The following is a 23,800-nucleotide window of genomic DNA, read 5'->3' as shown; positions in this document are numbered from 1 at the left end:
AGTTAGATGCCAAAAGGATCAGGTAAACAACTAGCACAAAATAAAAAAGCGTATCATGATTTCTTTATTGAACAAACATTTGAAGCGGGAATCGTTTTGCAAGGGACCGAAATCAAATCGATTCGTGCGGCAAAAGTGAATTTGAAGGATTCCTTTGCCAAAATACAAAACGGCGAATTGTACCTTCATAATATGCATGTCAGCCCGTATGAGCAAGGAAATCGTTACAATCATGATCCATTAAGGACACGTAAACTCCTTCTGCACAAAAAGGAAATCAATAAGCTGATTGGCGAAACGAAAGAAACGGGTTACACGATCGTGCCGTTGAAAATGTATTTGAAAAATGGCTTTGCCAAGGTTTTAATCGGACTGGGTAAAGGGAAGAAACAATATGACAAGCGTGAAGACCTGAAGAAGAAGGAAGCGAAACGTGATATCGAACGTGCTTTCCGTGAGCGGCAGAAGATGTAGAACTGCCAAGACCTTACAATTGATTTTTTGAGCCAATCTGTTATAATTAATCCTGTACCGATGACAATTGAATATCAGCCAACTTGCTGACTATTCTTCTCTCGTACGCTCCATTTCCATCATGGGGACGTTACGGATTCGACAGGGATAGTTCGAGCTTAAGTTGCGAGTCGAGGGGATCGGCCTCGTTAAAACGTCAACGCCTATAACTGGCAAACAAAACAACAACCTAGCTTTCGCTGCTTAATAACAGTCGATAGCTGTTCCTCCCTCCATGGCCCACGTGGTAGGGTAAGGGACTCACTCTAAGTGGGATACGCCGGAATCCACCGTCTGAGGATGAAGGAAGAGACCAATCAGACTAGCTGCTCTGCCGCCTGTCGATAGGCTAATGAGTTCGCGAAATGCGAATATATCGACTACACTCGTAGAAGCTTAAGTGCCGTTATGTCTGGACGTGGGTTCGACTCCCACCGTCTCCACCAATACATATATTGGTGGTTTTTTATTTGATTTTGTAAGGAGCATAAGATGGCCGTTTTGGCCAACATATGCTTCTTTTACTGCTGCAGTTTCATCTGAAAAATCAATTATTAATTCCATCTAATACTTCCTTTTATAAATAAGTATATAAATACTTTACTCTTTCCAAAACTGTTCCAGTAGAATGACAATCATGGTACCCACGAGTAATCCATTACTTAAAACATATTGTAAGGAAGAAGGAATTCCGCTAAATGCACTTTCTGGAAGGAACATGATTCCCAAACTGATTAATAATGTAATTCCTAATATAGTTAATCGGCGTTGATTTAATTCTTCACGTAAAATCGATTGAAATGAAATTCCTATCATTTGGACAAATGTTGCTAAAAGTGCAGCATTAGCAATAGAACCTGGCAGCAAGGATATAAAGCTTACAATTAAGGGGATAAAAGAAATTCCTGCTAATATAAGACTTGCTATAAGGAACGTCTTCACTTTTTTTTGTCCTGTTAGTTGAATAAATCCTGCTGATGCAGGTAATGGTACAATTCCAATTGTAGAGAATAACGACGAAATAACATGTGATATACCTCCGGCCCATACACCACGGTTCAGTGTTTGCTTTTCATTTTCTTTGTATAACGGAGCCACTTGTTTTACAGCCGAAATGGCGGCGATCGTATTTGCAACTAAAAGAAATGTAAATAAAGTTGCAGTTAGAGTCATTCCAATATCGAATCTAGGCATGCCCCAAGCAAATATCTCTGGTAACTTAACTAATGGTGTGTGAAGGCATATGAGACGATTTTCCTAATACAGCATACAAAAGCCAACCACATGAAATTCCGAGTAACACAGCGTAACTTTTCATCCATCCTTTCCCTTTGATTGATAAGAAAGTAATGATGGCAAAAACAAAGAGCGCAATAGTAGCTGTTGTATAATCAGGATGAGTTACAGCTCCTTGTAATCCCATCATTCCTTTTAGTAACACACCACTAAGCTGAAGAGCTAAGATTAAAAGAAAGGTTCCTGTAACCAAAGGTGTAAATAAACGTAGTATTCGATGCACAAGCCCTGTTATACCAAGAATAAAGAGTAATATACCCGCAATAATTAATCCACCTTCTAAAAGTTGTAATACATCTTTTGCACTCTGTCCCTGATTCATACCTACTTGTCCCAATATGACAAATATACTTACCCATGAACCGGCTGGACCATCCGCAATGGGGTAGCGATGCCCAAACCATGCTTGTATAAATGAACTTACTCCCACAATAAAAAAAGTTCGCTGCATTAATGTTGAGATATCTTCTATTGATAAATGGAATATGCCACCGATGATGATAGGCAATGCAATTGCATTTGCTAATAGAAACACAAACCACTGTAGGATACTAAAGCTGGCATCAAAATATTTTTTATTCATATTATTCTCCTTTGCTGAAAAAGATTCTCATAGGAAAAATCCATCCTTTCTATACAGTTAGATTAAAAAGGATGGATTTTTTAGGTCTATAAAATTATTTCAATTATATAGATAGATTACTTAATCGATTACCATCTGCGATAAGGTAAGAATTTTCCGTTAAGTGTAAGGACTACACGAGGGTCACCGCCATTTGGATCTTCTTCTTTGTCCACACCTAGTTCGAAATTGATTGCACTCATAATGCCTTCGCCAACTTTTTCTTGAATTAATTCTTTAATAGTTGGTCCGTACACTAATAACATTTCATATAATCGATATAAGATTGGGTCAGTAGGAGGCATTTGCATTACTTCACCTCTATGTGGAATTACCGTTAATGCTTGAACTACTTCTTCATCTAACTCTAGTAGTGCGGCCATTTTTTCCGCTTCTGGACGTGTCATTGTAGCTTGTCCCAATAATGCTGTTACAACCCAAGTTTCAGAGTTTTCACTTACCTTTGAAATTTCTTCCCATGTTAAACCTTTTGCAAGTTTTGCTTCCATAATTTTTTGCGTAGCTTCTTTTCTATTCATATCTAATAACTTCCTTCCATTTGAGTAATAATAATTAATTTTTCAGACCATTTAATGCTTTATATCCATCAACTAACAAATCTAGTTTACCTGTATGAGGATCAATAGCTAAACCGTGTACAGGAACGTCTTTTGGAATAAATGGATGATTTTTCACTAAATCAATATTAGCTTGAATTGAATCTTCGACATTATCAAATCCAAATAACCACTTTTCAAGGTCAATTCCAGCATATTCAATAGCTGTTAAAATTTCTGGTGAAGATACTCCACGATCTAATATTTTTTTTAGTGTTCCTTTTGGATTACTTTGGCTCATACCACATGCATGGTGTCCAATAATATAGATTTCATCTGCATTTAATTCATATACGGCTGTTACAACACTTCGCATGATACTACCGAAGGCATCGGTAATCGTACCACCTGCATTTTTGATGATTTTTGCATCACCATTGTGCAAATCTAAAGCTTTTGGAAGTAGCTCAATTAAGCGAGCATCCATGCAAGAGACAACAACCATACGTTTTTGCGGCATTTTTGTTGCTTCATATGGCATGTATTCCTTGTTTTGTACAAATTGTTCATTGTACGATAAAATTTCTTGTAATAACATATTTGTAACCTCCTTTAAATCTAGATGTATTTTTTGTTGCGTCCTCTATGTTATAGGTGAATATAACTGATAAATAATGTGATGTAAGAGGGTAAACTAAGTATAGTGAATTGTATCGATAAGCAGAATAAGTTGGCGAAACACTTTCTGGCTTTCTGCTTTCACGATGAAAGGATTGGTTTATATCATTGATCAAACAGATTTTGAGATACTGAAATTATTAGGAGAAAACTCAAGAATACAATGGAAAGAACTTGGTCAAAAAATACATATGACGGGGCAGGCTGTAGGAAATCGAATTCGAAGATTAGAGGATTTAGGGATTATTGAACAATATACAATCGCAATAAGCCGAATCAAATTAGGACAAATCGTGACTGCATTTGTTACTTTGTTCGTAACTACAGCTAATCATCAAGAGTTTATGGATTTCTTTCAAGAAGAAGAAGGAATTTCTGAAGTACATCGTGTAAGTGGTGAGGGATGTTATTTATTAAAAACGCATTTTGCTTCCAATGAAGAATTGGATAACTTTCTAGGGCGGCTATTAAAGTACGGGAATTATCGTGTTAACCTATCAATAGGAAAGTTAAAATAAGGTTTCTTTTCTTTGGAGGTAACATTTTAAATAGTCAGAGCCTTACTACAATTTCTGTGAAGTAAGGCTTTTTTTTGCTTAATTTTAGTTGTTTTTGTCGAAAAATCGATAAATCGTATAATTCGCAGATAAATCAGGAGTTTTCGCTGATCCTCATTTCAACCAGCTGATTCGAACGATCGAAGGAAAAGAAACGGCATTTCCAGATCCCATCATACAAGTCAGCCGCCAAGAATCACAGTTGACCAATTGGTTCTTGAAAAATGGTTTTCCCTCACTTCTCATCCTTTCTTTAATTGTCATCAGCAATCCCAAACAATCATCCATGCAGCTCCTGGTAACCATAAACTCCACTATAAAGTTATCCATCGCGATGCACCTCCTTATAAAATTAGTCAAATGGAAGATTCCATAACAGACTCCATTTTTAGTGAAAAAGATTAGAAAAAAGCAGTTCTTGTAATGAATAAACTCCACATCGATGCGGACTTTTCCATTCTGGAACGATATAACCTTACCGAAAAGGACCCAATAAAAGGGGTGATATGTGAGAATTGCAAGGGGAATCAGTTATGTAGAAGGCATGGCACATGGATTTGCTCTCAATGCCAACTATCCAGTAAAAAGCACATATCCTGGCGTTACGAGATTATTTTTATCTATTAGGCTCGACCATAACGAATCGGCAGGTGGGGGATTTTTTAAACATTTCCTCTGCATCCAGTGCAACGAAAATCTTGCAATCATTGAATCTGACAAGCAGTGGTGCGAATAAAGGGAAGGGTGTACAGCCTGTATTTTGATGAGTGATTTGGCCCTATGTACATCAACATTTTGGAAATCCCCAGATTCCTTAATTTTGCATCAATATCGTCAAACATGATAAAAAAAGACTCAAAAGAAGCTTCTCTTGAGTCTTTGTTCCGATTCTATTCTTTTAATTCCTTGCCCATTCCCTTTAGGAAGTGAACTCCAAAGCCGATCGCCCGGTTTATGTCTGGATCATTCAATGTTTTCATTAAATCCAAAACTCCGATCTTCTTATCTGCCTGAAGGAATTTGTTTCCTTCATCGATTCCTGCAAGTGCACTGTTAAGCAGTTTCGTGGATTGTGCGGCATCGGCGTTCATCAAGGCTCCTGTTGCCCCCATTAGGGTATTGATCAGGTTTGTAACAGGTTGCCTTGTGATTTGTTGAAGAGCGATTTTCGCGATTTGTTCTTTTCCTTGAAGCATGGAGGTCGCGGCTTCGAATACTCCCGAGTCATTCAGTTCATTGACGATTTTAAACATATTGTTCAATGCATCTTCATTATCGGTGATGAGCGTTTTCAGTTCTTCGAGTTTTTGTTGCTTTATTTCTTCCTCAGTAATGGGATTATGGATTTCCGTAATAGGAGCTGCCATGATCTTCACCCTCCTTGTTTATTTATCCGTTAAGTGAACATAGCCTGGACGGGCCCACTTACGTTCAACCTCGACACCATTTTGAGGATGACGCTTTTTGTTCCTTGGATTGGTACCCGGTAATGGGATGTCTCCGCTTGCGCTTAATACTTCCATGCGGACCATCGTCTGTTTGTAAGCAGGCGTGCTTGTGCGTTGATCATAGATAGGACCAGTCAGGAAGTTGATGGCAGAGTCTTTGTCGACTGAGTTCATCGGTAAAAATAGTTCATTATTTTTCACGCGGTCTGTGATCAGGGCTTTTAATTTAACGGCCCCGAATGGAGACACTAAGCGAACGAGTCCGCCATCACCGACTTTACGTTCTTTGGCAAGTTCTGGTGATACCTCAACGAAAATATCAGGTACTTTCGATTGGATTCCATTGGATTTGTTCGTCATATTGCCTTCATGGAAATGCTCCAGCATGCGTCCATTATTGATATGAAGGTCATATTCTTCCGGGAATTTATGAGGTTCCACCCAGTCAGCCAATGCAAAGCGCGCTTTCTTATCAGGGAAGTTGAAGCCATCCACATAAAGAAGCGGCGTGTTTGATCCATCATGGCTTCCCCAGAGGAAACTGTTCCATCCTTCCAGCACCCCGTAATTCGCTTGGCTGAATATCGGTGAAAGGCTTGCCATTTCTTCATAGATTTCACTAGGGTGAGTGTAGTTCCAATTTGCACCTAAGCGGTTGGCGATCTCTTGAGTGATTTCCCAGTCCGCTTTAGAATCTCCCATAGTGGGAAGGGCTTTATATAAACGCTGTACACGGCGCTCCGTATTGGTGAACGTTCCGTCTTTTTCAAGAGATGGAGCTCCGGGCAATACCACGTCGGCATATTGGGCTGTCCTTGAAAGGAAAATATCCTGGACAACAAAGAAATCCAATCCGGATAACACTTTATCAACATGGTTTGCATCCGCATCGACAAGTGCCATATCTTCTCCGACAAGATACATGGCCTTCATGTCGCCCTTTTCTATCGCTTTAAGCATTTCAATATTGTTCAAGCCTGGTTTGCCATCGATTTTCACTCCATAAGCTTTTTCGAATTTAGCACGTGCCACGTCATCGGTAACATGCTGATATCCCGGAAGCCATGTTGGCAGGGTTCCCATATCGCAAGCGCCCTGTACATTGTTATGGCCGCGAAGCGGATAAGCTCCCGCTCCTGGACGGCGGTAGTTACCCGTAGCCAATAGCAAGTTGGAAATTGCCGCCGAAGTATCGGAAGCACCGGTGTTTTGTGTAACGCCCATTCCCCAGAGAATGCATGTTCCGTCTGCATCGCGAATGGTCTCAGCTATTTGGATCAATGTTTCTATGGAAATGCCTGTGTGTGTTTCGGCATATTCCAGGGTGTATTTTTCAAGTACCTCTTTATAATCTTCGAAGAAGTTAACATTTTCATTGATGAATTCATGATCATGCCAGCCTTGATCGATCATATATTTTGTAACCGCCATCAACCAAACTTGGTCTGTTCCTTGTTTTGGACTGATGTGGATGTCGGAGCGCTCGGCCATTTCGTTTTTGCGGATGTCCGCTACGATCAGTTTTTGTCCGTGAAGCTTATGTGCCCGTTTTACGCGTGTCGCCAATACGGGATGGCCTTCTGCAGGGTTAGCCCCAACGATGATGACAAGACCTGCTGCGGCGATATCTTTAATCGTACCAGCATCACCGCCCATGCCGACTGTACGGAACAGTCCGTCTGTTGCCGGGGATTGACAGTAACGCGAGCAATTGTCGACGTTATTCGTTTCGAACATTTGCCGTGCCAGTTTTTGAATCACATAGTTTTCTTCATTCGTGATCTTTGATGAGGAAATGAAGCCTACTGAATTTCCGCCATATTGCTGTTTGATCGAACCAAGTCTGGATGCAACCAAATCAAGTGCTTCATCCCAGCTTGATTCAACGAATCTACCATTTTTCCGAATCAGGGGCTTGGTCAAACGTTTTTCCGAGTTTACGAAGTCCCAGCCGAATTTCCCTTTGACACATGTGGATATCGCATTGACGGGTGCTTCATGAGTAGGTTGGACTTTAAGGATTTTACGGCCTTTTGTCCAGACTTCGAATGTGCATCCCACCCCACAGAACGTACAGACCGTTTTTGTCTTCTTCGTCCGTGTATCACGCATTGCCGCTTCAATCTCCGAAATCGCAAAAATCCCGCTGTATCCAGGTTCCACTTCTTTGACAAGGTCAATCATTGGTTCAAGCATATCGTTTTTCAAACCTGACATGAAGCCAGCCTCACCCAGCATCGATTTTTCCATTAATGCATTACATGGACAAATGGTTACACACTGTCCGCAGCCTACACAAGATGAGTTATTGATTTCCGTTCCTTCATCCCAGATTACACGGGGGCGTTCCGCTTCCCAGTCGATGGACAGCGTCTCGTTGACCTGAAGGTTTTGGCAGACTTCGACACATTGCCCGCATGCGATGCATTGATTGGCATCATAGCGGTAAAATGGATGGGACATATCGACGGCACCCAATTCCACTTTCGGTGTGTAAGGATATTTTTGGTGTTCGATTTCCATTAATTCCGCTGTGTTATGCAGTTTGCAATTCCCGTTGTTATTATCACATACAGTACAGTATAAAGAATGGTTTTCCAGGATCCGGTCCATGGCTTCGGTTTGGGCTGCTTTTGCCTTGCTTGAGTCCAAGGCTATATCCATGCCGCCCGCTGCTTTTGTTGAACATGATCGGACGAGTTTCCCATTTACTTCGACGATGCATGTGTCGCATGTTTGGATCGGATCCACTTCAGGAACATAACAAATCTGTGGATGGGCTATCTCATTTTGGTTGATGACCTCCAGTATTGTCGCTCCTTCATTAGCGGTATAATCCTTCCCATTGATTTTGATGGTGATGTTTGAATCGCTCATTATATTTCCCCCTTTTATAGCCAAAAACACGAAAAAAAACCACCATGATCACACCTCCGGCTCTGAACGGAAATGTAGGTCATGGTGGAATAGTTTAATAGCAAAGCTTGCCAATATACCAATCCATACCATAATGGATAATTTTTAAAAAAGATAGGACACAACAGTACACTATTATGCTCCCAACTTTCCTCATTGATATTATACCTTTAATTTTAACAAGAAACAATCCTGGAAAGAGGTTATCATTCCCAAATTCCTTTCGTTTTTCTTCGCGTTGATTTATGATAAGAAAATTGAGAACTTAATTTTTCTTGAATTGGAGTGACGTAACGGTGTCAAAAGTTATCCATGAATTCAATGATATGATTCGTAAGCTGCGCAAGGAACTATTCGGTAAAGGACCAGAACGCATACACACGGTTTTCGTGGAAAATATGGCCGTTTCTACGTTATATGGGAATTTGACTCCTACGGAAATGTTCATATCAAGATCGGAGGAAGGAAGGGACATGGTCCATTCAGCACGAACCAAAATGGTTCAGGATGTGTATTCGGAGAGTCCTCCTGATGGAATGGAAGAGCTGGTTGGAGCAAAACTGGTCCATTTGTTTTCAGATATCAAAATCAAGGAGAACATAGCGATTTCCGTATTTGTATTTGATAAAGATATAGCGGACAAACTCAACAGGCATTGACCATGTTCCTTGCATAGTGGTCAATTGGCTCCTGGATAGTAAAAGGAGTGGGAACATGAAAGCGATTGAAGGCAAGAGGGACATCATCCGGATAACCAAAGGCAACATCGAGCGGACGGAAGATACGATCGTAACGGAGTATCCCGTTACTGTCAAAATAAATGGCCAGGAATTCGTCACGATGGTTTGTACACCTGAATACATCGAGGATATGGTGATTGGTTATTTGGCTTCGGAAGGCATCATCAAAAAATATGATGAGATAAAAGAAATCTGGGTCCAGGAAAAAGAAGGCTTCGTTCATGTGAAGACAGATAAAGTGAATCCCTACTTCCAGGATTTTCAAAATAAGAGATATATAACTTCATGCTGCGGAATGAGCAGACAAGGGTTCGTCTTTGTGAATGATGCATTGACTGCCAAGAAAATGGATAATGTTTCGGTGAAACTTACTCCCGATGACTGCTTCCGCTTGATGAAGGATTTACAAAATTCAGCTGTCACCTTCCAGAATACAGGAGGGGTCCACAATGCCGCTTTATGCGATGTCGATGGCCTCGTATTAAGCAGGATGGACATCGGACGGCATAATGCCTTGGACAAAATATATGGCCATTGCTTGAAAAATGGTATTTCGATAGAAGGGAAAGCGATCGTGTTCAGCGGCCGGATTTCATCGGAAATTCTCTTGAAGGTGGCGAAAATCGGCTGTGAACTGATCCTCTCGAAATCCGCTCCAACCGAATTGGCCTTGGGGCTGGCTGAAGGATTGGGAATCACCACGGTCGGGTTCATTCGTAATGATTCACTGAATATCTATACATGCCCTGAACGAATTCAATTGAATGACTGAGCGTGAAAGATGCCGCTCTTAAGGCGGGCTGGAGAATGCGCTTTGGGAAAGCCCCTGCAAGGCATGGCCTGGATATATCCAACAAGCCTTATATGGTGGACATTCAAGGAAAAAGCGGTATCGGGGGAAGGGTTATGAATGAAAGGGATTGGCATATTTTAAAGGTGTTGCATGAGCGCAAGAATATTACTAAAACGGCGCAAAGTTTATATATATCGCAACCTTCTTTAACGAAACGAATTCAGCAAATAGAGAAGGAATTCAATCTAAAGATTGTGGAGCGGGGAACAAGGGGAGTGCAGTTCACCCCTCAAGGGGAATATTTGGCCAACTGTGCAGATGAGATGCTGATCAGGCTTCGGCAGATAAAAGAGACAGCGTTCAATATGGGTCAGGAGATCAGTGGGACATTACGGCTGGGTGTTTCCAATTATATCACGCTGCATAAATTGCCAGGCCTGTTGAGATTATTTCGTGAGCGATATCCTAAAGTGGATTTCCATGTGACAACCGGTTGGAGTAAAGAAGTGCTGAACCTCATTTACAAGGAAGAAGTGCATGTAGGGATCGTTCGGGGGGACTATCAATGGGCGGGATCAAGGCATCATCTTTTTGAGGAAACGATTTGCATTGCCTCCAAGGAAGAAATCGAAGTCCGGGACCTGCCTTTCCTGCCGAGGATCGATTATGGGACGGACGCCCTTTTGAAAACGATGATCGATAATTGGTGGAGAGACAATTTTTCAGGACCTCCTTTGGTGGGGATGGAAGTGGACAAGGGTGATACATGCAAAGAAATGGTCAGGAATGGACTGGGATATGGCATCCTCCCCAGTGTTTTATTGGAGAAGGATCAAAATCTCCGTCAAATGGACCTTAAGGATAGACATGGTAATCCCCTTATCAGGAATACGTGGATGTTATATCATGAAAAGTCGCTCGAATTAAAACTGGTCAGAGCGTTTGTCGAATTTGTAAAAGACGTCGATTTCATGAGTGATATTTAACTGGAAGCACAGAAACCTCTGTGCTTTTTTGTCATTCCTTTTTTGAATGGATAACGATAATTTATTGGTATTTTAACTATGGTTATCCCGGGTTTATGATAGATGGGAGATGTAAATCATCAGGAATTTGCCTAAGGAATGGAGAGGAAGTCAAGTGAGTGTCCTGTTTCTGATCGTTTTGAATGTCATTGTGCCGGTCTTTTTCCTAATAGGGGCAGGGGCCATCCTGCATCGTAAATTCAAGTTGGATATGAATACGCTGTCTAAATTGAATCACTTCCTGCTCATGCCGGCCATTAGCTTTATCAATATCTATCAAAGTAAAATGGGCGGGGGGATGATCGTCCAGATATTCAGCTTCCTTGCTCTTCAAGCGATAAGCCTCATCATCGTAAGTACAGTGATTGCTAAACTTGCCAGGTTTGATCAAAGTCTTTCTGCCACGTTTAAAAATAGTGTAGTCCTGAATAACTCAGCCAATTTCGGGTTACCCGTCAGTCAGATGGTTTTTAATGGGAATCCCCTTGGACTGTCGATCCAAGTCATCGTGATCATTTTTCAAAACCTGTTGACCTATACCTATGGATTGATGAATTCCGTTTCCGTCCATACAAAAAGTGCGAAGGGTGCCATTCGCGAGTTCTTGAAGAACCCCGTCATTTATGCTTTATTACTCGGTTTTTTATTACATTCCGCTTCTGTCGACATACCGCTGTTCTTATGGACCCCGATTGATAATATCGCGAGTGCTTTCATAGCCATTGCCTTGATCACATTGGGTGCACAGAGTGCCTATTTGAAAATGACGCAATTCCCGCTACCCCTTATCCTTAGCTTGATTGGCCGGTTAATACTCTCGCCATCCATCGCATTCCTTATCATCCTCCTGCTGGGCTTGGAAGGGACTGTCGCTCAGGGATTATTTATCGCAAGTTCATTTCCAACATCGAGAAACAGCGCATTATTCGCCTTGGAATATGACAACCATCCGGAGTATGCGGCACAGGCAGTCTTGATGTCGACTTTATTCAGCAGTATAACGGTAACGATGGTCGTATATCTATCAAAAATATTATTCTAGCAGGGCTGCTCTTAATGGGCGGGCCTTTTTCCCATGCCTTTCGATAAAACTTTATGAACAATATAGAGGTTATGGAATTTATGCATCTTAGGTTAATAATCAAAGAATACGAAGATATTTTTGTAGAATTAAGAAAACGCTTTCAAAAGGAGGATTATTATGTTTTCTCGTAAAAAGATTTCAGCGGTCATATTGGCGGGTTCGTTAGTTTTAAGTTTAGGTGCATGCAGCAGTTCGGATACATCAGGAGAAAAGAAAGAAAGCACAGGCTATCCGAAAAAAGCCATAACGGTCGTTGCTCCATCAGGCGCAGGCGGGGGATGGGATTTAACCGCCCGTTCATTTACAAAGGTATTGGGTGAGACAAAACTTGTGAACCAGCCATTGACCGTAGAAAACAAACCCGGTGGCGGGGGAGCAGTCTTCATGGCGGATTATGCAACACAGCAAGCGGATAATAATGACATGCTGTTCGTGAATTCACCGCCTGTCATCATCAATAACCTTAAAAAAGAAGGCAACAGTCCTTATGGATATAAAAATACGACCCCTTTGGCGCAGCTGACAAAGGATTATGGGGCGATAGTGGTAAAGGCGGATTCCGAATTCAAGGATTTGAAATCAGTGCTGGAAGCGGTGAAGAAAGATCCGCGTAAGCTGACCTTTGCAGGAGGATCGGCTCCGGGATCCATGGATCATTTGATTTCCATTCTTCCAGCCTATGAATATGGCTTGAATCCAACTGAACTTAAATACGTTTCGTACGACGGGGGCGGGGAAGCGATTACGGCATTGCTTGGCGGTAATGCGGATGTGATCGGAACGGATGCATCCAGTGTCAGGGAATTTTTAAAAGCAGGAAAGATTAGAGTGTTGGCCGTAACCTCGACTGAACGTTTGGGTGGCGATCTAAAAGACATACCGACGGCAAAGGAACAGGGTGTTGATGCTGAATTCACGATTTGGAGAGGGGTTTTTGGACCTCAGAATATGTCTGGTGAAGCGAAAACCTTTTGGGACGGAACCATTGCAAAGCTAGTTGAAACTTCTGAATGGAAAAAAGAAGTGGAAGTTCAAGGATGGGAACAAGAATATAAAAATAGTGAAGAATTCAGCAAGTTTTTAGTAGAACAGGAGAAACAGGTGCAGCAATTATTAGAAGCTTTAGGCATGGAAAAATAATCGAGGAGAAGGAGGTGCTTTCACCTTCTTCTTGTTTTCTGAAATGGAGGGATTAGGATGGACGTGAAATTTGATCGCTTTGCATCTGTAGCCTTTCTGGCTGTCGGGGTGCTGTTCATGATAGGAAGCAGGAAACTGGCCAGTTCTTCTTATGGAAGTTCGGTAGGACCGGACATTTTCCCTTTTGTATTGGGGCTCGTTCTTGCTGTTTTAAGTATTCGCCTTTTCTATGAGGCATTTCGGGGCAAGGTGCAGGAATCGGGTAAGGAAAAGCTGCAATATAAACCCTTTTTCATCATTCTGCTCTCTACCTTGATTTATATTTTGACATTGGAAACGATAGGATATGTCATTACGACCTTTCTCTTCTTGTTTGTTTGCTTTCAAACGATGGAACGGAATAAGTGGGTGACATCGCTCATCATTTCCGCAGGATTTTCCGGAATCATCTATTATTTATTCGTGAATGTGTTAAAGGGAACATTGCCGGGTTGGCCAATCTGGTTTTCCTAAAAGGAAGGGGGATTTGAAGTGGGCACTTTTGATTATTTAATGCATGGATTTGAAACGGCTCTAACTTGGTATAACATCCTTTTTGCATTTGTCGGAGTATTGATCGGTACGGCTGTCGGCGTTTTGCCGGGGATCGGGCCAATGAGCGGCGTGGCACTTTTGATTCCGGTAACCGCTTCGATTACAGGGGGACTTCCACCAGAGCAAGCGGCAACAAGCGCCATCATTTTACTTGCAGGTGTTTATTATGGAGCGATGTATGGAGGGTCGACAACTTCCATCCTATTGAATACACCTGGCGAATCTTCTTCTGTCGTCACGACATTGGATGGTTACCAAATGGCGAAGAAAGGAAGGGCCGGAAGTGCTTTATCCATCTCGGCAATCGGTTCCTTCGTCGGGGGGATAGTCACCCTTATCGCCATGATTGCCTTGGCTCAGCCATTATCGACGATCGCCATTAAATTCGGTCCGGCGGAGTATTTTTCGCTTATGCTTCTAGGGTTGGCGGCCGTCAGCGGCCTAGCGGGAAAATCCGTAACAAAGGCACTGATCATGACGGTTTGCGGTTTGTTGATCGGGACGATAGGCATCGATAATGTATCCGGGATCGCCCGTTTTACATTCGACATTCCTTGGCTGTATCAAGGGGTCGAATTCCTGACGATCGCAGTCGGTCTATTCGCACTTGGAGAAGTACTCAAGACAATTTTGGAAAAAGAAGAGGATGACGGGGAAATTGCAAAGATCAAAAATTTGATTCCTTCCAAAGAAGAGTTCAAGGAATCAGCAGGTCCCATTGCGAGGGGATCGCTCTTAGGCTTCTTTGTAGGTATCCTGCCGGGTGCAGGGGCCACTCTTGCTTCTTTCTTCTCATACCTAATGGAAAAACGGATTTCAAAGAAGCCCTGGAAATTTGGTACAGGGGCGATCGCTGGGGTGGCTGGACCTGAAACGGCCAATAATGCGGCATCTGGCGGAGCGATGATTCCATTATTGACGCTGGGAATCCCAGGTTCCGGCACAACGGCGATTTTAATGGGTGCGCTCATGATGTACAATGTTCAGCCAGGTCCATTATTATTCGAGGACCACCCTCAGGTGGCTTGGGGGCTTATCGCGAGTATGTTCATCGGGAATCTGATGCTCCTCATCCTTAATCTCCCGCTCGTAAAGGTTTTTGCGAAAATCATAGAAACGCCAAAGAAATATTTGATTCCGATCATTATCGCGATTTCCATTTTTGGCGTTTATGCGGTACAAGTATCGACTTATGATTTATTGCTATTATTAGGGTGCGGGGTCTTGGGATATTTCTTAAGTAAAAATGATTATCCAATCGCCCCATTGGTATTAGGATTGGTTTTAGGACCGATGATAGAAAATAATATGCGCAGGGCCCTGACGATATCCGATGGGGATTACAGTTTGTTTTTCACCCGGCCGCTTTCGCTGACATTCCTGATCATAACGGCATTATGGCTGCTCATTCCGGTTTTGCTTAAGAAGAGAGGGAAGGATGTTGTCATCAATATTGAAGGTTAACTCGTATTTTCTGAATGTTGTGAAAAAACCCCTTTTTTAAAGGGGTTTTTTTTTATATGATGTAAGTAGAGGTGATTGAATGCGTTTACACACCAAGTTGATGCTGGGCATCTGTACGTTAATCATCTTAATGGGTGGAATCTTTGAACTTATTTTCATAAATATCCTGGAAAATAACCTGAAGCAGGAAACAGGGGAAAAAGCATTGTCGGTTGCCCAGACCATTTCTTTGCTGCCTGAAATTAAACAAGCTTTTCGAACGGATAATCCTTCTGTAATCATCCAGCCCATCGCGGAAAGAATCCGCAGGCAGATCGATGCGGAATTCATAGTAATAGGCGATGAAAATGAAACAAGGCTGTCCCATCCAAATCCCGACATGATCGGGAGGAAAATGGTAGGGGGAGATAATGCCGAAGTGTGGGATGGGAAATCCATCATCACGGAGTCCACTGGGACATTGGGTCCTTCAATAAGGGGGAAATCCCCGATAATCGCAAATGAAAAGGTAATTGGAGTAGTTTCTGTTGGCTACCTTCAGGATGATATTGAAAAAGAGGTGTCCAGTATACAAAGAAAGATCGTCTGGGTCATCACTTTTATATTAATCGGCGGTTTATTGATCGCCTTTTTCATCTCATTCAATATAAAAAAGGCGATATTGGGTTTGGAGCCGAAAGAGATCGCCTGGATGTTTCAAGAGAAGCATGCCATTTTGGAATCCATTCATGAAGGCATCATCGCCATTGATGTTCATGGGAAAATCACGGTCGTCAATGAAACGGCGCATAAAATCCTTCATATCCCTAAGGACGTCATGCTTCGCGGGCAAAAAATCAAAGAAGTCATAACGCATACACATTTGCTGGATGTAGTCAGCACGGCACGGGCCGAGTATGATCAGGAATTCATGATAGACGGTGAAGTTTTTTTGGCAAGCCGGATTCCCATTTTGAATGGACAGGGTGAAATCATCGGTGCTGTTGCAAGTTTGAGAAAAAAATCGGAACTATCCAATCTCCTTCAGGAACTGTCACATGTAAAGGCATATGCAGAAGGGCTGAGGGCCCAGACACATGAATATTCGAATCGGCTCTATACGTTGCTAGGATTGATTCAACTCGGTTCATATAAAGAAGCGATGGATTTCATATCGAAGGAAGTGGATGTCACCCAAGGCTTCATTCACTTTCTAATGAAGGAAATACCTGATCCGATTATTGCTGGGTTCATCTTAGGGAAGGTAAGTTTAGCGAGTGAGCTGAAAATAGATTTTACAATTGATAGAGAGAGCAGTTTTAAAGATATTCCGTCTGAAATAGATCGGGATTTATTAGTGACGATCATCGGCAACCTCATAAATAATGCCTTCGAAGCTGTACGGGAAAATGAAAGGGAGGAAAAAAGGGTATCGCTGTTCGTCACGGACTTGGGTAAAGAGTTGATCATGGAGGTTGAAGATAATGGAAAAGGGATGAATTCAGATGTTACAGAACTGATTTTCCAGAACGGCTTTACGACGAAAAGCCATCAAACCAATTCAGGGATAGGTTTGAGCCTTGTTCAGGAAGCGATAGATGGATTAGGGGGGTATATCACCTTTTCGACGAAAGAAGGGGAATATACGATATTCACTGTAGCACTGCCAAAAAACAGAGGGGTGATTTCATGATGGCCAATCGCGATATAGAAGTTTTAATCGTAGAGGATGACCTGCGGATTGCCGAGATACAAAAGCTGTTCATCGAAAAGGTTGAGGGTTTTCAAACGATAGGGATCGCCTCAAGCTATGACGAAGCTAAAAGCTTCATTGAAATCATGCAGCCGGATCTATTGCTGCTCGACATGTATTTTCCGGATATGAATGGGCTCGATATCCTGAAAGAAATCAAGCAGCAAAGCAAACAAATGGATGTCATTATGATAACGGCGGCTAAAGAAATCGAAAAAGTCCAGGAAGCCATCAAGATCGGCATATTTGATTATATTATCAAGCCTGTCGCATTTGAACGTTTCAAGCAGTCTTTACACAGATATCAAGAATATCACATTAAACTGTCAGAACTGGAAAAGGGCAATTTTCCCGTAACGCAGCAACAGGTTGATAAGCTTTTGCGAAAGGAAATGAAAGAAAAAGAGAGGGAACAGTCTTTACTGCCAAAAGGGATCGATCGGATGACTTTGGAGAAGGTGATGGCTGTGTTGGGGAAATCCTCCCCTGGGTTAACGGCCGAAATAGTGGCAAAGGAAATCGGGGTGAGCAGGACGACGGCAAGGCGTTATTTGGAGCACTTGATGTCAGAGGAAAAAATTGATGCCGATTTAACATATGGTACGGTAGGACGTCCTGAACGGGTGTATGCCATCAAGTTATGACTGGGTTCGCCAAGCGGCGGATCTTTTTTTATTGGTTCGAATAAATGGGCAGGCATTTTCTTGGAATCAGCTTGATTGGATTGATCGTCCTTTTTTGAAGTGTAAAAATGATGAAAGAGGAAAAAGTACGGGTGAAAAGTGTTGAAGCAGACAAGTATATGACAAGTGTCATGGCAGGGAATTGACGTTTATGACTATAGAAAATCGGTTATTATTCCTATACTTAAAGAAGAGATGTAAGCATAACCACTCCATTCCTATATATTATGAGGAGGAAATCATGAGTAATCATAATCATAATCAAAAACAATTGAGAAAAGATATTGCCCCTTTTGAAAAATCCAATACTAAATCAAGCGTGAAACAGCTTATAAATACATTTCCGCCATTTTTCCTGTTATGGTTTTTAGCTTATCAAAGCTTAACCATTTCATACTGGCTGACCCTTTTATTTGCCGTCCTGGCTTCAGGATTCGTAGTAAGGATTTTCATCATTTTCCATGATTGCTGTCATCAATCGTTTTTCAAAAGCAGGAAAGCGAATAGCATCCTGGGTACAATCAGTGGAATTGTTACATTGTTTCCGTATGAACAATGGAAGCATAGCCACTCCATCCATCATGCAACGAGCAGTAATTTAAACAAACGCGGTACAGGAGATATTTGGATCATGACTGTTGATGAATATATCGACGCTTCATTCTGGGGGCGTCTGGCTTACCGTTTATATAGAAATCCGATCGTCATGTTTGGATTAGGTCCATTTTATCTATTTCTTGTATCGAACCGTCTGAATAAAAAGGGCGCTAAAAAGAAAGAACGGATGAATACGTATTTGACAAATGCCGCAATCGTGGCAATTTATGGTTTTTTATGCTTGGCTATCGGATGGCAGGCATTCCTGATGATTCAGGTACCGATGCTTTTTGTAACGGGATCACTGGGCATATGGCTGTTTTATGTGCAGCATCAGTTCGAAGATTCTTATTTCGAAGAGGAATCGGAATGGGATTATGTGAAGGCTGCCATTGATGGAAGTTCTTATTATAAACTTCCAAAGGTTTTGCAATGGGTAACCGGTAATATCGGTTTTCACCACGTGCATCATCTTAGTCCAAGAGTGCCAAACTATAATCTGGAAAAAGTCCATGATTCCACCCTGCCATTGCAGCAGGCAACGACAATCACCATTAGTTCAAGTTTAAAATCACTACGCTTCCGCCTGTATGATGGAGAAAACAAGACGTTTGTAAGTTTTAAAGAGATTAAGGAACGTCTAAATGAAACAAAACCTAAGGTGGAAATCAATAATAAACGTCCAAGTCTTCAAGAAAAATAAATAGTTCATCAAAAACCATTCAATTTCCATTGGGTGGTTTTTTGATGAAACTCCTTAGTATATACTAGGGTAAAAAGAAATAGAGGCGGCGCCATGCAAAGTTGGTATCATATCTTTCCGAAAAACACAGGGCTGAGCCCTTATGTCTGGATCATTTTTTGTATCCTACCTTTTTATTTCATCTTCAAATCCTCTTCGATGTTGGAGATAGTCTTTGGAATCGTCATGATCATTTTGTTTTTCATATCATATGGTCTCTCATTCGTTTCGAAGGGATGGCCCGTATACGTATGGACGGCGATACAAATAGTCATATCCATATCCATGACCATATTTTTCAGCTATATTTACTTTTCGCTTTTTTTAGCATTCTTTATTGGGAATGTTCAAAATAAGGTTGGCTTTTTCGTTTTATATTCGATCCAGCTATTGGCTACGATCGTGTCTGTCAATATTGGATTCATCATGAAAGACCCTACATTCTTTTCGCAATTTCCCTTTATGCTCATTTGTGTGGTAGGCGTGATCCTGCTCCCATTCAACACATATAATCGAAATAAACGGGGCAGGCTGGAAGAACAATTGGAGGACGCGCATAAAAGAATATCAGAGCTTGGGAAAATGGAAGAACGTCAGCGGATTGCCCGTGACTTACATGATACACTTGGACAAAAGCTGTCTTTGATTGGCTTGAAAAGTGACCTTGCAGGGAAATTGATCGATTTGAATCCCGAGTCGGCCAAGAAGGAAATCAAGGATATCCGTCAAACGGCGAGGACGGCACTCAAGGAAGTCCGTGAAATGGTGTCGGAAATGCGTGGGGCCAAGCTATGCGATGAAATCATCCGGGTCAAGCAAATATTGAAGGCGGCAGGGATAGAATTCAATTTGGAAGGCACCACGGAATTGAAAGATACCCCATTGCTTGTTGAAACGGTTTTAAGCATGTGCTTGAAAGAAGCTGTGACCAATATCGTCAAACATAGCGGGGCCGACTGCTGTCATATCGTCATTGAAGAATTACAAACAGGGGTGACGATCACAGTACAGGATAATGGAGTGGGGCTTTCACATAGATCAGAGTTTTTTAAAGGCAATGGGCTTCAAGGAATGAAAGAAAGGCTCGAATTCGTTAATGGCAGCCTGGAAATTCAATCAACAGATGGAATGACACTTTATATAAGGGTTCCGAATGCTATAAAAAATAATGGATAGGAGGGATTGGCATTGATTCGAATCGTAATTGCCGAAGATCAGCGGATGCTGCTTGGCGCGCTAGGTTCCATCCTTGATTTGGAAAGTGACATGGAAGTTGTAGGAAAAGCGAGCAATGGGGAAGAAGCAATGAATCTCGTCAATCAATTAAAGCCGGATATCTGCATAACCGATATTGAAATGCCAGTTAAAACCGGGCTCGATGTAGCGGAGGAGATCAAGGATCAGGGCCACCGATGCAAAGTCATCATTTTGACCACTTTTGCACGTCCTGGATATTTTGAAAGAGCCAGAAAGGCAGAGGTGGGTGGATATCTGCTGAAGGATAGCCCAAGTGAGGAACTGGCGAACTCGATCCGTGTCATCATGGATGGGCGGCGCGTTTATGCTCCTGAGCTGGTGGATATGGCTTTCGAAGAAGAAAACCCTTTGACTGAACGAGAGTGCCAAGTGCTCAAATTGATCGCGGATGGTAAGACCACAAAAGAAATCGCAAGCCAGCTTTATTTGACTAATGGAACGGTTCGTAATTATATATCGGTCATCCTTGATAAATTGGATGTAAGCAACCGCGTTGAAGCGATTGTAAGATTCAAGGAAAAGGGCTGGTCAAAAGATTGATCGAAGGTGCATTTATTGGCGGCTTCTCAAATCAAAAAATGCAGACTTAGGATTGGAATATGGTATATTAATTTTTATTACATACAGGAAAGGGGCTGACCATTATGCAAAAGGCTACATTTGCTGGAGGCTGTTTTTGGTGCATGGTGACACCATTTGAAGAACTGCCGGGGATTGGTGGGATCGTATCCGGTTATTCGGGAGGACATGTTGATAATCCGACTTACGAGGAAGTGAAGGCGGGAACTACTGGGCATTATGAAGTCGTGGAAATCACTTTCGATCCTCAGTTATTTCCTTATGAAAGATTGCTGGAACTATATTGGCAGCAAATTGATCCAACCGACGATGGCGGTCAATTCCATGACAGAGGAAGCCAATATCGGACGGCCATCTTCTTTCATGATGAAGCTCAGGAAAAACTGGCTCTTGAAGCGAAAGAAAAGGTAGCGGCCAGCGGGAAGTTCCAGAAACCAATCGTAACGGAAATCCTTCCGGCCCAAACCTTCTATCCTGCCGAAGAATACCATCAAGGCTATCATAAAAAAAACAAAGATGACTATAAAGCGGATCGTGCGAAATCGGGACGCGATGAATTCATTGACCAGCATTGGAACGGTGAATGAAATGGATCGGGTGTGTTTTCACATCCGGTTCTTTTTTTGCCCTTTTTTAAAGGCACAAAAATTAAATTCATTATTTCATGCAGAGGGTTCAATTTCTCATGATATTTTCATATTTCTTCAGTACACTAAGTGGTAGGTGGTGATGATCATGAATAAAAGAATATTAATTATAGAAGATGAAGAAAAAATTGCGAGGGTTCTCCAGCTGGAGCTTAATCATGAGGGTTATCAAACAGAATCGGCATTTACCGGAAAGGCAGGTCTGGAAAGGGCAGAAGCCGAGGAGTGGGATTTAATCTTATTGGATGTGATGCTGCCCGAGCTGAATGGCATAGAAGTACTTAGGCGGTACCGGAAAAAGAATGGATCGACACCGGTCATCCTTCTAACCGCAAGGGATGCTGTGCCAGACAAGGTTAATGGCCTTGACCATGGTGCAAATGATTATGTAACGAAACCGTTTGAAATTGAAGAGCTGCTCGCACGGATCCGTGCTTGTTTCCGGACCAATGTACGGGAGCGGCAATCGGAGGGGGAATTGGATGAACTAAAGATTCATGATCTGAAGTTGAACCTTGGTACAAGGGACATTCACAGGCAAGGCAAAAGGATTGAGCTGACTTCCCGCGAGTTCGATTTGCTGGTTTATCTTTTGCAAAATAAAAATCAAGTGCTTTCGAGGGAGCAAATCCTGACACATGTATGGGGATATGATTTTGCAGGGGATACGAATGTGGTCGATGTGTATATCCGTTATTTGCGTAAAAAAATAGATTATCCCTTTGAACTGCAGCTCATACATACTTACCGCGGTGTAGGTTACAGCTTGAAGGAGCCAGTATGAAGATCCGGACGAAAATCCAAACTTATTCCAGTCTTTTTTTAAGCGTCATGCTGATATTGTTGAGTATCATCGTTTTAATAGCCTTCCTTTGGATATCGGTAGAGAGGGAACGGGATCTGCTTGAAGATCAAGCTTCTTTAATTGAAGAAAATATCCTGACGAAAGATTTGATTTCCGGTGATCCCGATGTAATGGAGCCGTATATCCCGGATGATGGAATGGTGCGGATATTCGACACTGATGGAAGATTGATAAAATCATTTACCGATGAAGAGGACCTTGAGGGACTTGCGGTTAAAGCCATTAACGAAAAAGGATATGATCTTGCCAAAGCTGACGGGGAATATGTCATGACCTACCGTTATCCTTATCCCGATGAAGGGAAGAAGCTAGGGATGATCGAGGTCACACGGCCGCAGGAAACCCTCCTTGATAATTTATCGACGCTTGCCCTCGTTTTAGGCGGTGCATCCCTTTTTGTCATTCTTTTATCCATTCTTGCCGGTAAGTGGCTGGCCAACCTGATCCTCAAACCGATATCGATCATGAGCGGAACAATGAAGGATATTGAAAAAAGCGGGGAATTCAAACGGATACCGTTATCGGATCAATCAAAGGACGAGCTGCAGGTGATGGGAGTGGCATTCAACAGGATGATAGAAAGGCTGGAGCGGAATTATAACCAACAGCAGCAATTCCTTTCAGATGCTTCACATGAATTGAAAACACCGATTACGGTCATAGAAAGCTACTCTTCCCTATTGAAACGATGGGGAATGAAGGATGAGGCGATTCAGGAAGAGGCGGTGGAGGCAATCCATCATGAAGCCATCCGGATGAAAAAGCTGACGGAACATCTTCTGCAGTCCGCTTCCCAAACGGAACCTTCAGCAGATTTGGAAGGGAAAATAGAACTTATTTCGTTTTGTGAAGGGATTGCCCAAACATTCAGAAGGACGGGGAATCGTGAAATAACGATAGAATCAGAGTTTAAGGAAATATCTGCAATGACGATTTCCAGTAAGCTTGAACAGGTCATTGTCATCCTATTGGACAATGCTATGAAATACAGTGAATCAAGTATTCAGATCATGATAAAACGGAAGGCCGATGAAATTTTCATCGGTGTGAAAGATCACGGTGCAGGGATATCACCAGAACATCTCCCGCATGTATTTGAACGTTTTTATCGCGTGGATTCATCGAGGGCAAGGAAAACGGGAGGCAATGGACTCGGGCTTTCCATAGCCCGGTCGCTTGTCGAGTCATTCGACGGGAAATTGGAGATTCAAAGCGAAGTGGGAGAGGGAACGTTGGTGACGATCACTCTTTCTCATCAAATTCTAATCTAA

At 42.2% G+C, this 23,800-nt stretch carries 24 protein-coding genes, 1 other RNA gene and 1 pseudogene; 19 read left to right on the top strand and 7 right to left on the bottom strand.

The window, feature by feature from the left end; all coding sequences use genetic code 11:
- The first annotated feature begins 6 nt into the window (after nt 1-6).
- Nucleotides 7-474: an SsrA-binding protein SmpB gene (smpB, locus tag QNH43_RS25975; protein WP_283916247.1), complete on the top strand. Its 468-nt coding sequence runs from the start codon at nt 7-9 to the stop codon at nt 472-474.
- 123 nt (nt 475-597) lie between these two features.
- Nucleotides 598-959, top strand: a transfer-messenger RNA (tmRNA) gene (gene ssrA / locus QNH43_RS25970).
- Here ssrA and QNH43_RS25965 read toward each other — a convergent pair.
- The 4 genes and pseudogenes from QNH43_RS25965 to QNH43_RS25950 all read right to left on the bottom strand — a co-directional run bounded on the left by QNH43_RS25965 (nt 910) and on the right by QNH43_RS25950 (nt 3,586).
- A complete protein-coding gene (locus QNH43_RS25965) occupies nt 910-1,077 on the bottom strand; it encodes a hypothetical protein (protein WP_283916246.1) in 168 nt (55 codons plus the stop codon). The genes ssrA and QNH43_RS25965 overlap by 50 nt on opposite strands.
- A 36-nt stretch (nt 1,078-1,113) precedes the next feature.
- Nucleotides 1,114-2,392, bottom strand: a pseudogene (locus QNH43_RS25960) (purine/pyrimidine permease).
- A 128-nt stretch (nt 2,393-2,520) separates the two neighbouring features.
- A complete protein-coding gene (gene cynS, locus QNH43_RS25955) occupies nt 2,521-2,970 on the bottom strand; it encodes a cyanase (RefSeq protein WP_241593155.1) in 450 nt (149 codons plus the stop codon).
- Nucleotides 2,971-3,004: 34 nt separating this feature from the next.
- Complete coding sequence (locus tag QNH43_RS25950) at nt 3,005-3,586, bottom strand: beta-class carbonic anhydrase (protein ID WP_283916245.1); 582 nt, start codon at nt 3,584-3,586, stop codon at nt 3,005-3,007.
- Nucleotides 3,587-3,752: 166 nt separating this feature from the next.
- On the opposite strand from QNH43_RS25950, the gene QNH43_RS25945 reads away from it, so the two are divergent.
- Nucleotides 3,753-4,184 carry an Lrp/AsnC family transcriptional regulator gene (locus tag QNH43_RS25945; RefSeq protein WP_076368227.1) on the top strand — a complete coding sequence of 144 codons (432 nt, stop codon included), beginning with the start codon at nt 3,753-3,755 and terminating at the stop codon, nt 4,182-4,184.
- A gap of 153 nt (nt 4,185-4,337) precedes the next feature.
- Here the strand turns inward: QNH43_RS25945 and QNH43_RS25940 are convergent, their stop codons facing one another.
- A complete protein-coding gene (locus QNH43_RS25940) occupies nt 4,338-4,553 on the bottom strand; it encodes a hypothetical protein (RefSeq protein ID WP_283916244.1) in 216 nt (71 codons plus the stop codon).
- Between the two features lie 178 nt (nt 4,554-4,731).
- Here QNH43_RS25940 and QNH43_RS25935 point away from each other — a divergent pair, with 178 nt between their 5' ends.
- Entirely contained in the window at nt 4,732-4,959 is a 228-nt protein-coding gene (locus tag QNH43_RS25935; protein ID WP_283916243.1) for a hypothetical protein, read from the top strand.
- 154 nt (nt 4,960-5,113) lie between these two features.
- On the opposite strand, the gene QNH43_RS25930 is transcribed toward QNH43_RS25935, so the two are convergent.
- Nucleotides 5,114-5,590: a helical membrane plugin domain-containing protein gene (locus QNH43_RS25930; RefSeq protein WP_283916242.1), complete on the bottom strand. Its 477-nt coding sequence runs from the start codon at nt 5,588-5,590 to the stop codon at nt 5,114-5,116.
- Nucleotides 5,591-5,608: 18 nt separating this feature from the next.
- On the bottom strand, nt 5,609-8,548 hold the full coding sequence (gene fdhF, locus QNH43_RS25925; protein ID WP_283916241.1) for a formate dehydrogenase subunit alpha: 2,940 nt from the start codon (nt 8,546-8,548) through the stop codon (nt 5,609-5,611).
- 335 nt (nt 8,549-8,883) lie between these two features.
- On the opposite strand from fdhF, the gene QNH43_RS25920 reads away from it, so the two are divergent.
- The 15 genes from QNH43_RS25920 to QNH43_RS25850 all read left to right on the top strand — a co-directional run bounded on the left by QNH43_RS25920 (nt 8,884) and on the right by QNH43_RS25850 (nt 23,800).
- On the top strand, nt 8,884-9,246 hold the full coding sequence (locus tag QNH43_RS25920) for a Na-translocating system protein MpsC family protein (protein WP_283916240.1): 363 nt from the start codon (nt 8,884-8,886) through the stop codon (nt 9,244-9,246).
- A gap of 55 nt (nt 9,247-9,301) precedes the next feature.
- Entirely contained in the window at nt 9,302-10,099 is a 798-nt protein-coding gene (gene fdhD / locus QNH43_RS25915; protein WP_283916239.1) for a formate dehydrogenase accessory sulfurtransferase FdhD, read from the top strand.
- A 134-nt stretch (nt 10,100-10,233) separates the two neighbouring features.
- Nucleotides 10,234-11,106, top strand: a complete 873-nt coding sequence (locus QNH43_RS25910; RefSeq protein ID WP_283918453.1) for a LysR family transcriptional regulator — start codon at nt 10,234-10,236, stop codon at nt 11,104-11,106.
- A gap of 154 nt (nt 11,107-11,260) precedes the next feature.
- Nucleotides 11,261-12,187 carry an AEC family transporter gene (locus QNH43_RS25905; protein WP_076368221.1) on the top strand — a complete coding sequence of 309 codons (927 nt, stop codon included), beginning with the start codon at nt 11,261-11,263 and terminating at the stop codon, nt 12,185-12,187.
- Nucleotides 12,188-12,346: 159 nt separating this feature from the next.
- Nucleotides 12,347-13,369: a tripartite tricarboxylate transporter substrate binding protein gene (locus tag QNH43_RS25900; protein ID WP_283916238.1), complete on the top strand. Its 1,023-nt coding sequence runs from the start codon at nt 12,347-12,349 to the stop codon at nt 13,367-13,369.
- Nucleotides 13,370-13,426: 57 nt separating this feature from the next.
- Nucleotides 13,427-13,882 (top strand): tripartite tricarboxylate transporter TctB family protein, encoded by a 456-nt coding sequence (locus QNH43_RS25895; RefSeq protein WP_283916237.1) that lies wholly within the window; start codon nt 13,427-13,429, stop codon nt 13,880-13,882.
- Nucleotides 13,883-13,900: 18 nt separating this feature from the next.
- A complete protein-coding gene (locus tag QNH43_RS25890) occupies nt 13,901-15,427 on the top strand; it encodes a tripartite tricarboxylate transporter permease (RefSeq protein ID WP_283916236.1) in 1,527 nt (508 codons plus the stop codon).
- 79 nt (nt 15,428-15,506) lie between these two features.
- Nucleotides 15,507-17,099 (top strand): ATP-binding protein, encoded by a 1,593-nt coding sequence (locus QNH43_RS25885; RefSeq protein WP_283916235.1) that lies wholly within the window; start codon nt 15,507-15,509, stop codon nt 17,097-17,099.
- Nucleotides 17,096-17,803, top strand: a complete 708-nt coding sequence (locus QNH43_RS25880; RefSeq protein WP_076368216.1) for a response regulator — start codon at nt 17,096-17,098, stop codon at nt 17,801-17,803. The genes QNH43_RS25885 and QNH43_RS25880 overlap by 4 nt, the downstream gene beginning before the upstream one ends.
- Before the next feature lie 280 nt (nt 17,804-18,083).
- Nucleotides 18,084-19,142: a Delta(5) desaturase DesA gene (locus tag QNH43_RS25875; RefSeq protein ID WP_283916234.1), complete on the top strand. Its 1,059-nt coding sequence runs from the start codon at nt 18,084-18,086 to the stop codon at nt 19,140-19,142.
- A gap of 93 nt (nt 19,143-19,235) precedes the next feature.
- On the top strand, nt 19,236-20,357 hold the full coding sequence (locus QNH43_RS25870) for a sensor histidine kinase (protein WP_283916233.1): 1,122 nt from the start codon (nt 19,236-19,238) through the stop codon (nt 20,355-20,357).
- A gap of 12 nt (nt 20,358-20,369) precedes the next feature.
- The gene (locus tag QNH43_RS25865; protein ID WP_283916232.1) at nt 20,370-20,978 is read left to right on the top strand and encodes a response regulator transcription factor; all 609 of its coding nucleotides are present in this window, start codon (nt 20,370-20,372) and stop codon (nt 20,976-20,978) included.
- Between the two features lie 104 nt (nt 20,979-21,082).
- Entirely contained in the window at nt 21,083-21,604 is a 522-nt protein-coding gene (gene msrA, locus QNH43_RS25860) for a peptide-methionine (S)-S-oxide reductase MsrA (RefSeq protein ID WP_283916231.1), read from the top strand.
- Between the two features lie 148 nt (nt 21,605-21,752).
- The gene (locus QNH43_RS25855; RefSeq protein WP_283916230.1) at nt 21,753-22,448 is read left to right on the top strand and encodes a response regulator transcription factor; all 696 of its coding nucleotides are present in this window, start codon (nt 21,753-21,755) and stop codon (nt 22,446-22,448) included.
- Nucleotides 22,445-23,800: a sensor histidine kinase gene (locus QNH43_RS25850; protein WP_283916229.1), complete on the top strand. Its 1,356-nt coding sequence runs from the start codon at nt 22,445-22,447 to the stop codon at nt 23,798-23,800. Before QNH43_RS25855 ends, QNH43_RS25850 begins: the two co-directional genes overlap by 4 nt.

Origin of the sequence: Peribacillus simplex (assembly GCF_030123325.1) — a bacterium.
In the GTDB taxonomy this organism is placed as follows: Bacteria; Bacillota; Bacilli; order Bacillales; family DSM-1321; genus Peribacillus; species Peribacillus simplex_D.
Note: the sequence above shows the minus strand (reverse complement) of the source record. Positions and strands in the feature narration are given on the sequence as shown.

Excerpts from the sequence above, each read along its gene's own strand:
- QNH43_RS25945 (WP_076368227.1), top strand. The coding sequence starts at position 3,753 with ATGAAAGGATTGGTTTATATCATTGATCAAACAGATTTTGAGATACTG.
- QNH43_RS25875 (WP_283916234.1), top strand. The coding sequence starts at position 18,084 with ATGAGTAATCATAATCATAATCAAAAACAATTGAGAAAAGATATTGCC.
- QNH43_RS25940 (WP_283916244.1), bottom strand. The coding sequence starts at position 4,553 with ATGGATAACTTTATAGTGGAGTTTATGGTTACCAGGAGCTGCATGGAT.
- fdhF (WP_283916241.1), bottom strand. The coding sequence starts at position 8,548 with ATGAGCGATTCAAACATCACCATCAAAATCAATGGGAAGGATTATACC.
- QNH43_RS25855 (WP_283916230.1), top strand. The coding sequence starts at position 21,753 with ATGAATAAAAGAATATTAATTATAGAAGATGAAGAAAAAATTGCGAGG.
- msrA (WP_283916231.1), top strand. The coding sequence starts at position 21,083 with ATGCAAAAGGCTACATTTGCTGGAGGCTGTTTTTGGTGCATGGTGACA.
- QNH43_RS25965 (WP_283916246.1), bottom strand. The coding sequence starts at position 1,077 with ATGGAATTAATAATTGATTTTTCAGATGAAACTGCAGCAGTAAAAGAA.
- QNH43_RS25950 (WP_283916245.1), bottom strand. The coding sequence starts at position 3,586 with ATGTTATTACAAGAAATTTTATCGTACAATGAACAATTTGTACAAAAC.
- fdhD (WP_283916239.1), top strand. The coding sequence starts at position 9,302 with ATGAAAGCGATTGAAGGCAAGAGGGACATCATCCGGATAACCAAAGGC.
- QNH43_RS25910 (WP_283918453.1), top strand. The coding sequence starts at position 10,234 with ATGAATGAAAGGGATTGGCATATTTTAAAGGTGTTGCATGAGCGCAAG.
- QNH43_RS25930 (WP_283916242.1), bottom strand. The coding sequence starts at position 5,590 with ATGGCAGCTCCTATTACGGAAATCCATAATCCCATTACTGAGGAAGAA.
- QNH43_RS25885 (WP_283916235.1), top strand. The coding sequence starts at position 15,507 with ATGCGTTTACACACCAAGTTGATGCTGGGCATCTGTACGTTAATCATC.
- smpB (WP_283916247.1), top strand. The coding sequence starts at position 7 with ATGCCAAAAGGATCAGGTAAACAACTAGCACAAAATAAAAAAGCGTAT.
- QNH43_RS25895 (WP_283916237.1), top strand. The coding sequence starts at position 13,427 with ATGGACGTGAAATTTGATCGCTTTGCATCTGTAGCCTTTCTGGCTGTC.
- cynS (WP_241593155.1), bottom strand. The coding sequence starts at position 2,970 with ATGAATAGAAAAGAAGCTACGCAAAAAATTATGGAAGCAAAACTTGCA.
- QNH43_RS25880 (WP_076368216.1), top strand. The coding sequence starts at position 17,096 with ATGATGGCCAATCGCGATATAGAAGTTTTAATCGTAGAGGATGACCTG.
- QNH43_RS25870 (WP_283916233.1), top strand. The coding sequence starts at position 19,236 with ATGCAAAGTTGGTATCATATCTTTCCGAAAAACACAGGGCTGAGCCCT.
- QNH43_RS25850 (WP_283916229.1), top strand. The coding sequence starts at position 22,445 with ATGAAGATCCGGACGAAAATCCAAACTTATTCCAGTCTTTTTTTAAGC.
- QNH43_RS25900 (WP_283916238.1), top strand. The coding sequence starts at position 12,347 with ATGTTTTCTCGTAAAAAGATTTCAGCGGTCATATTGGCGGGTTCGTTA.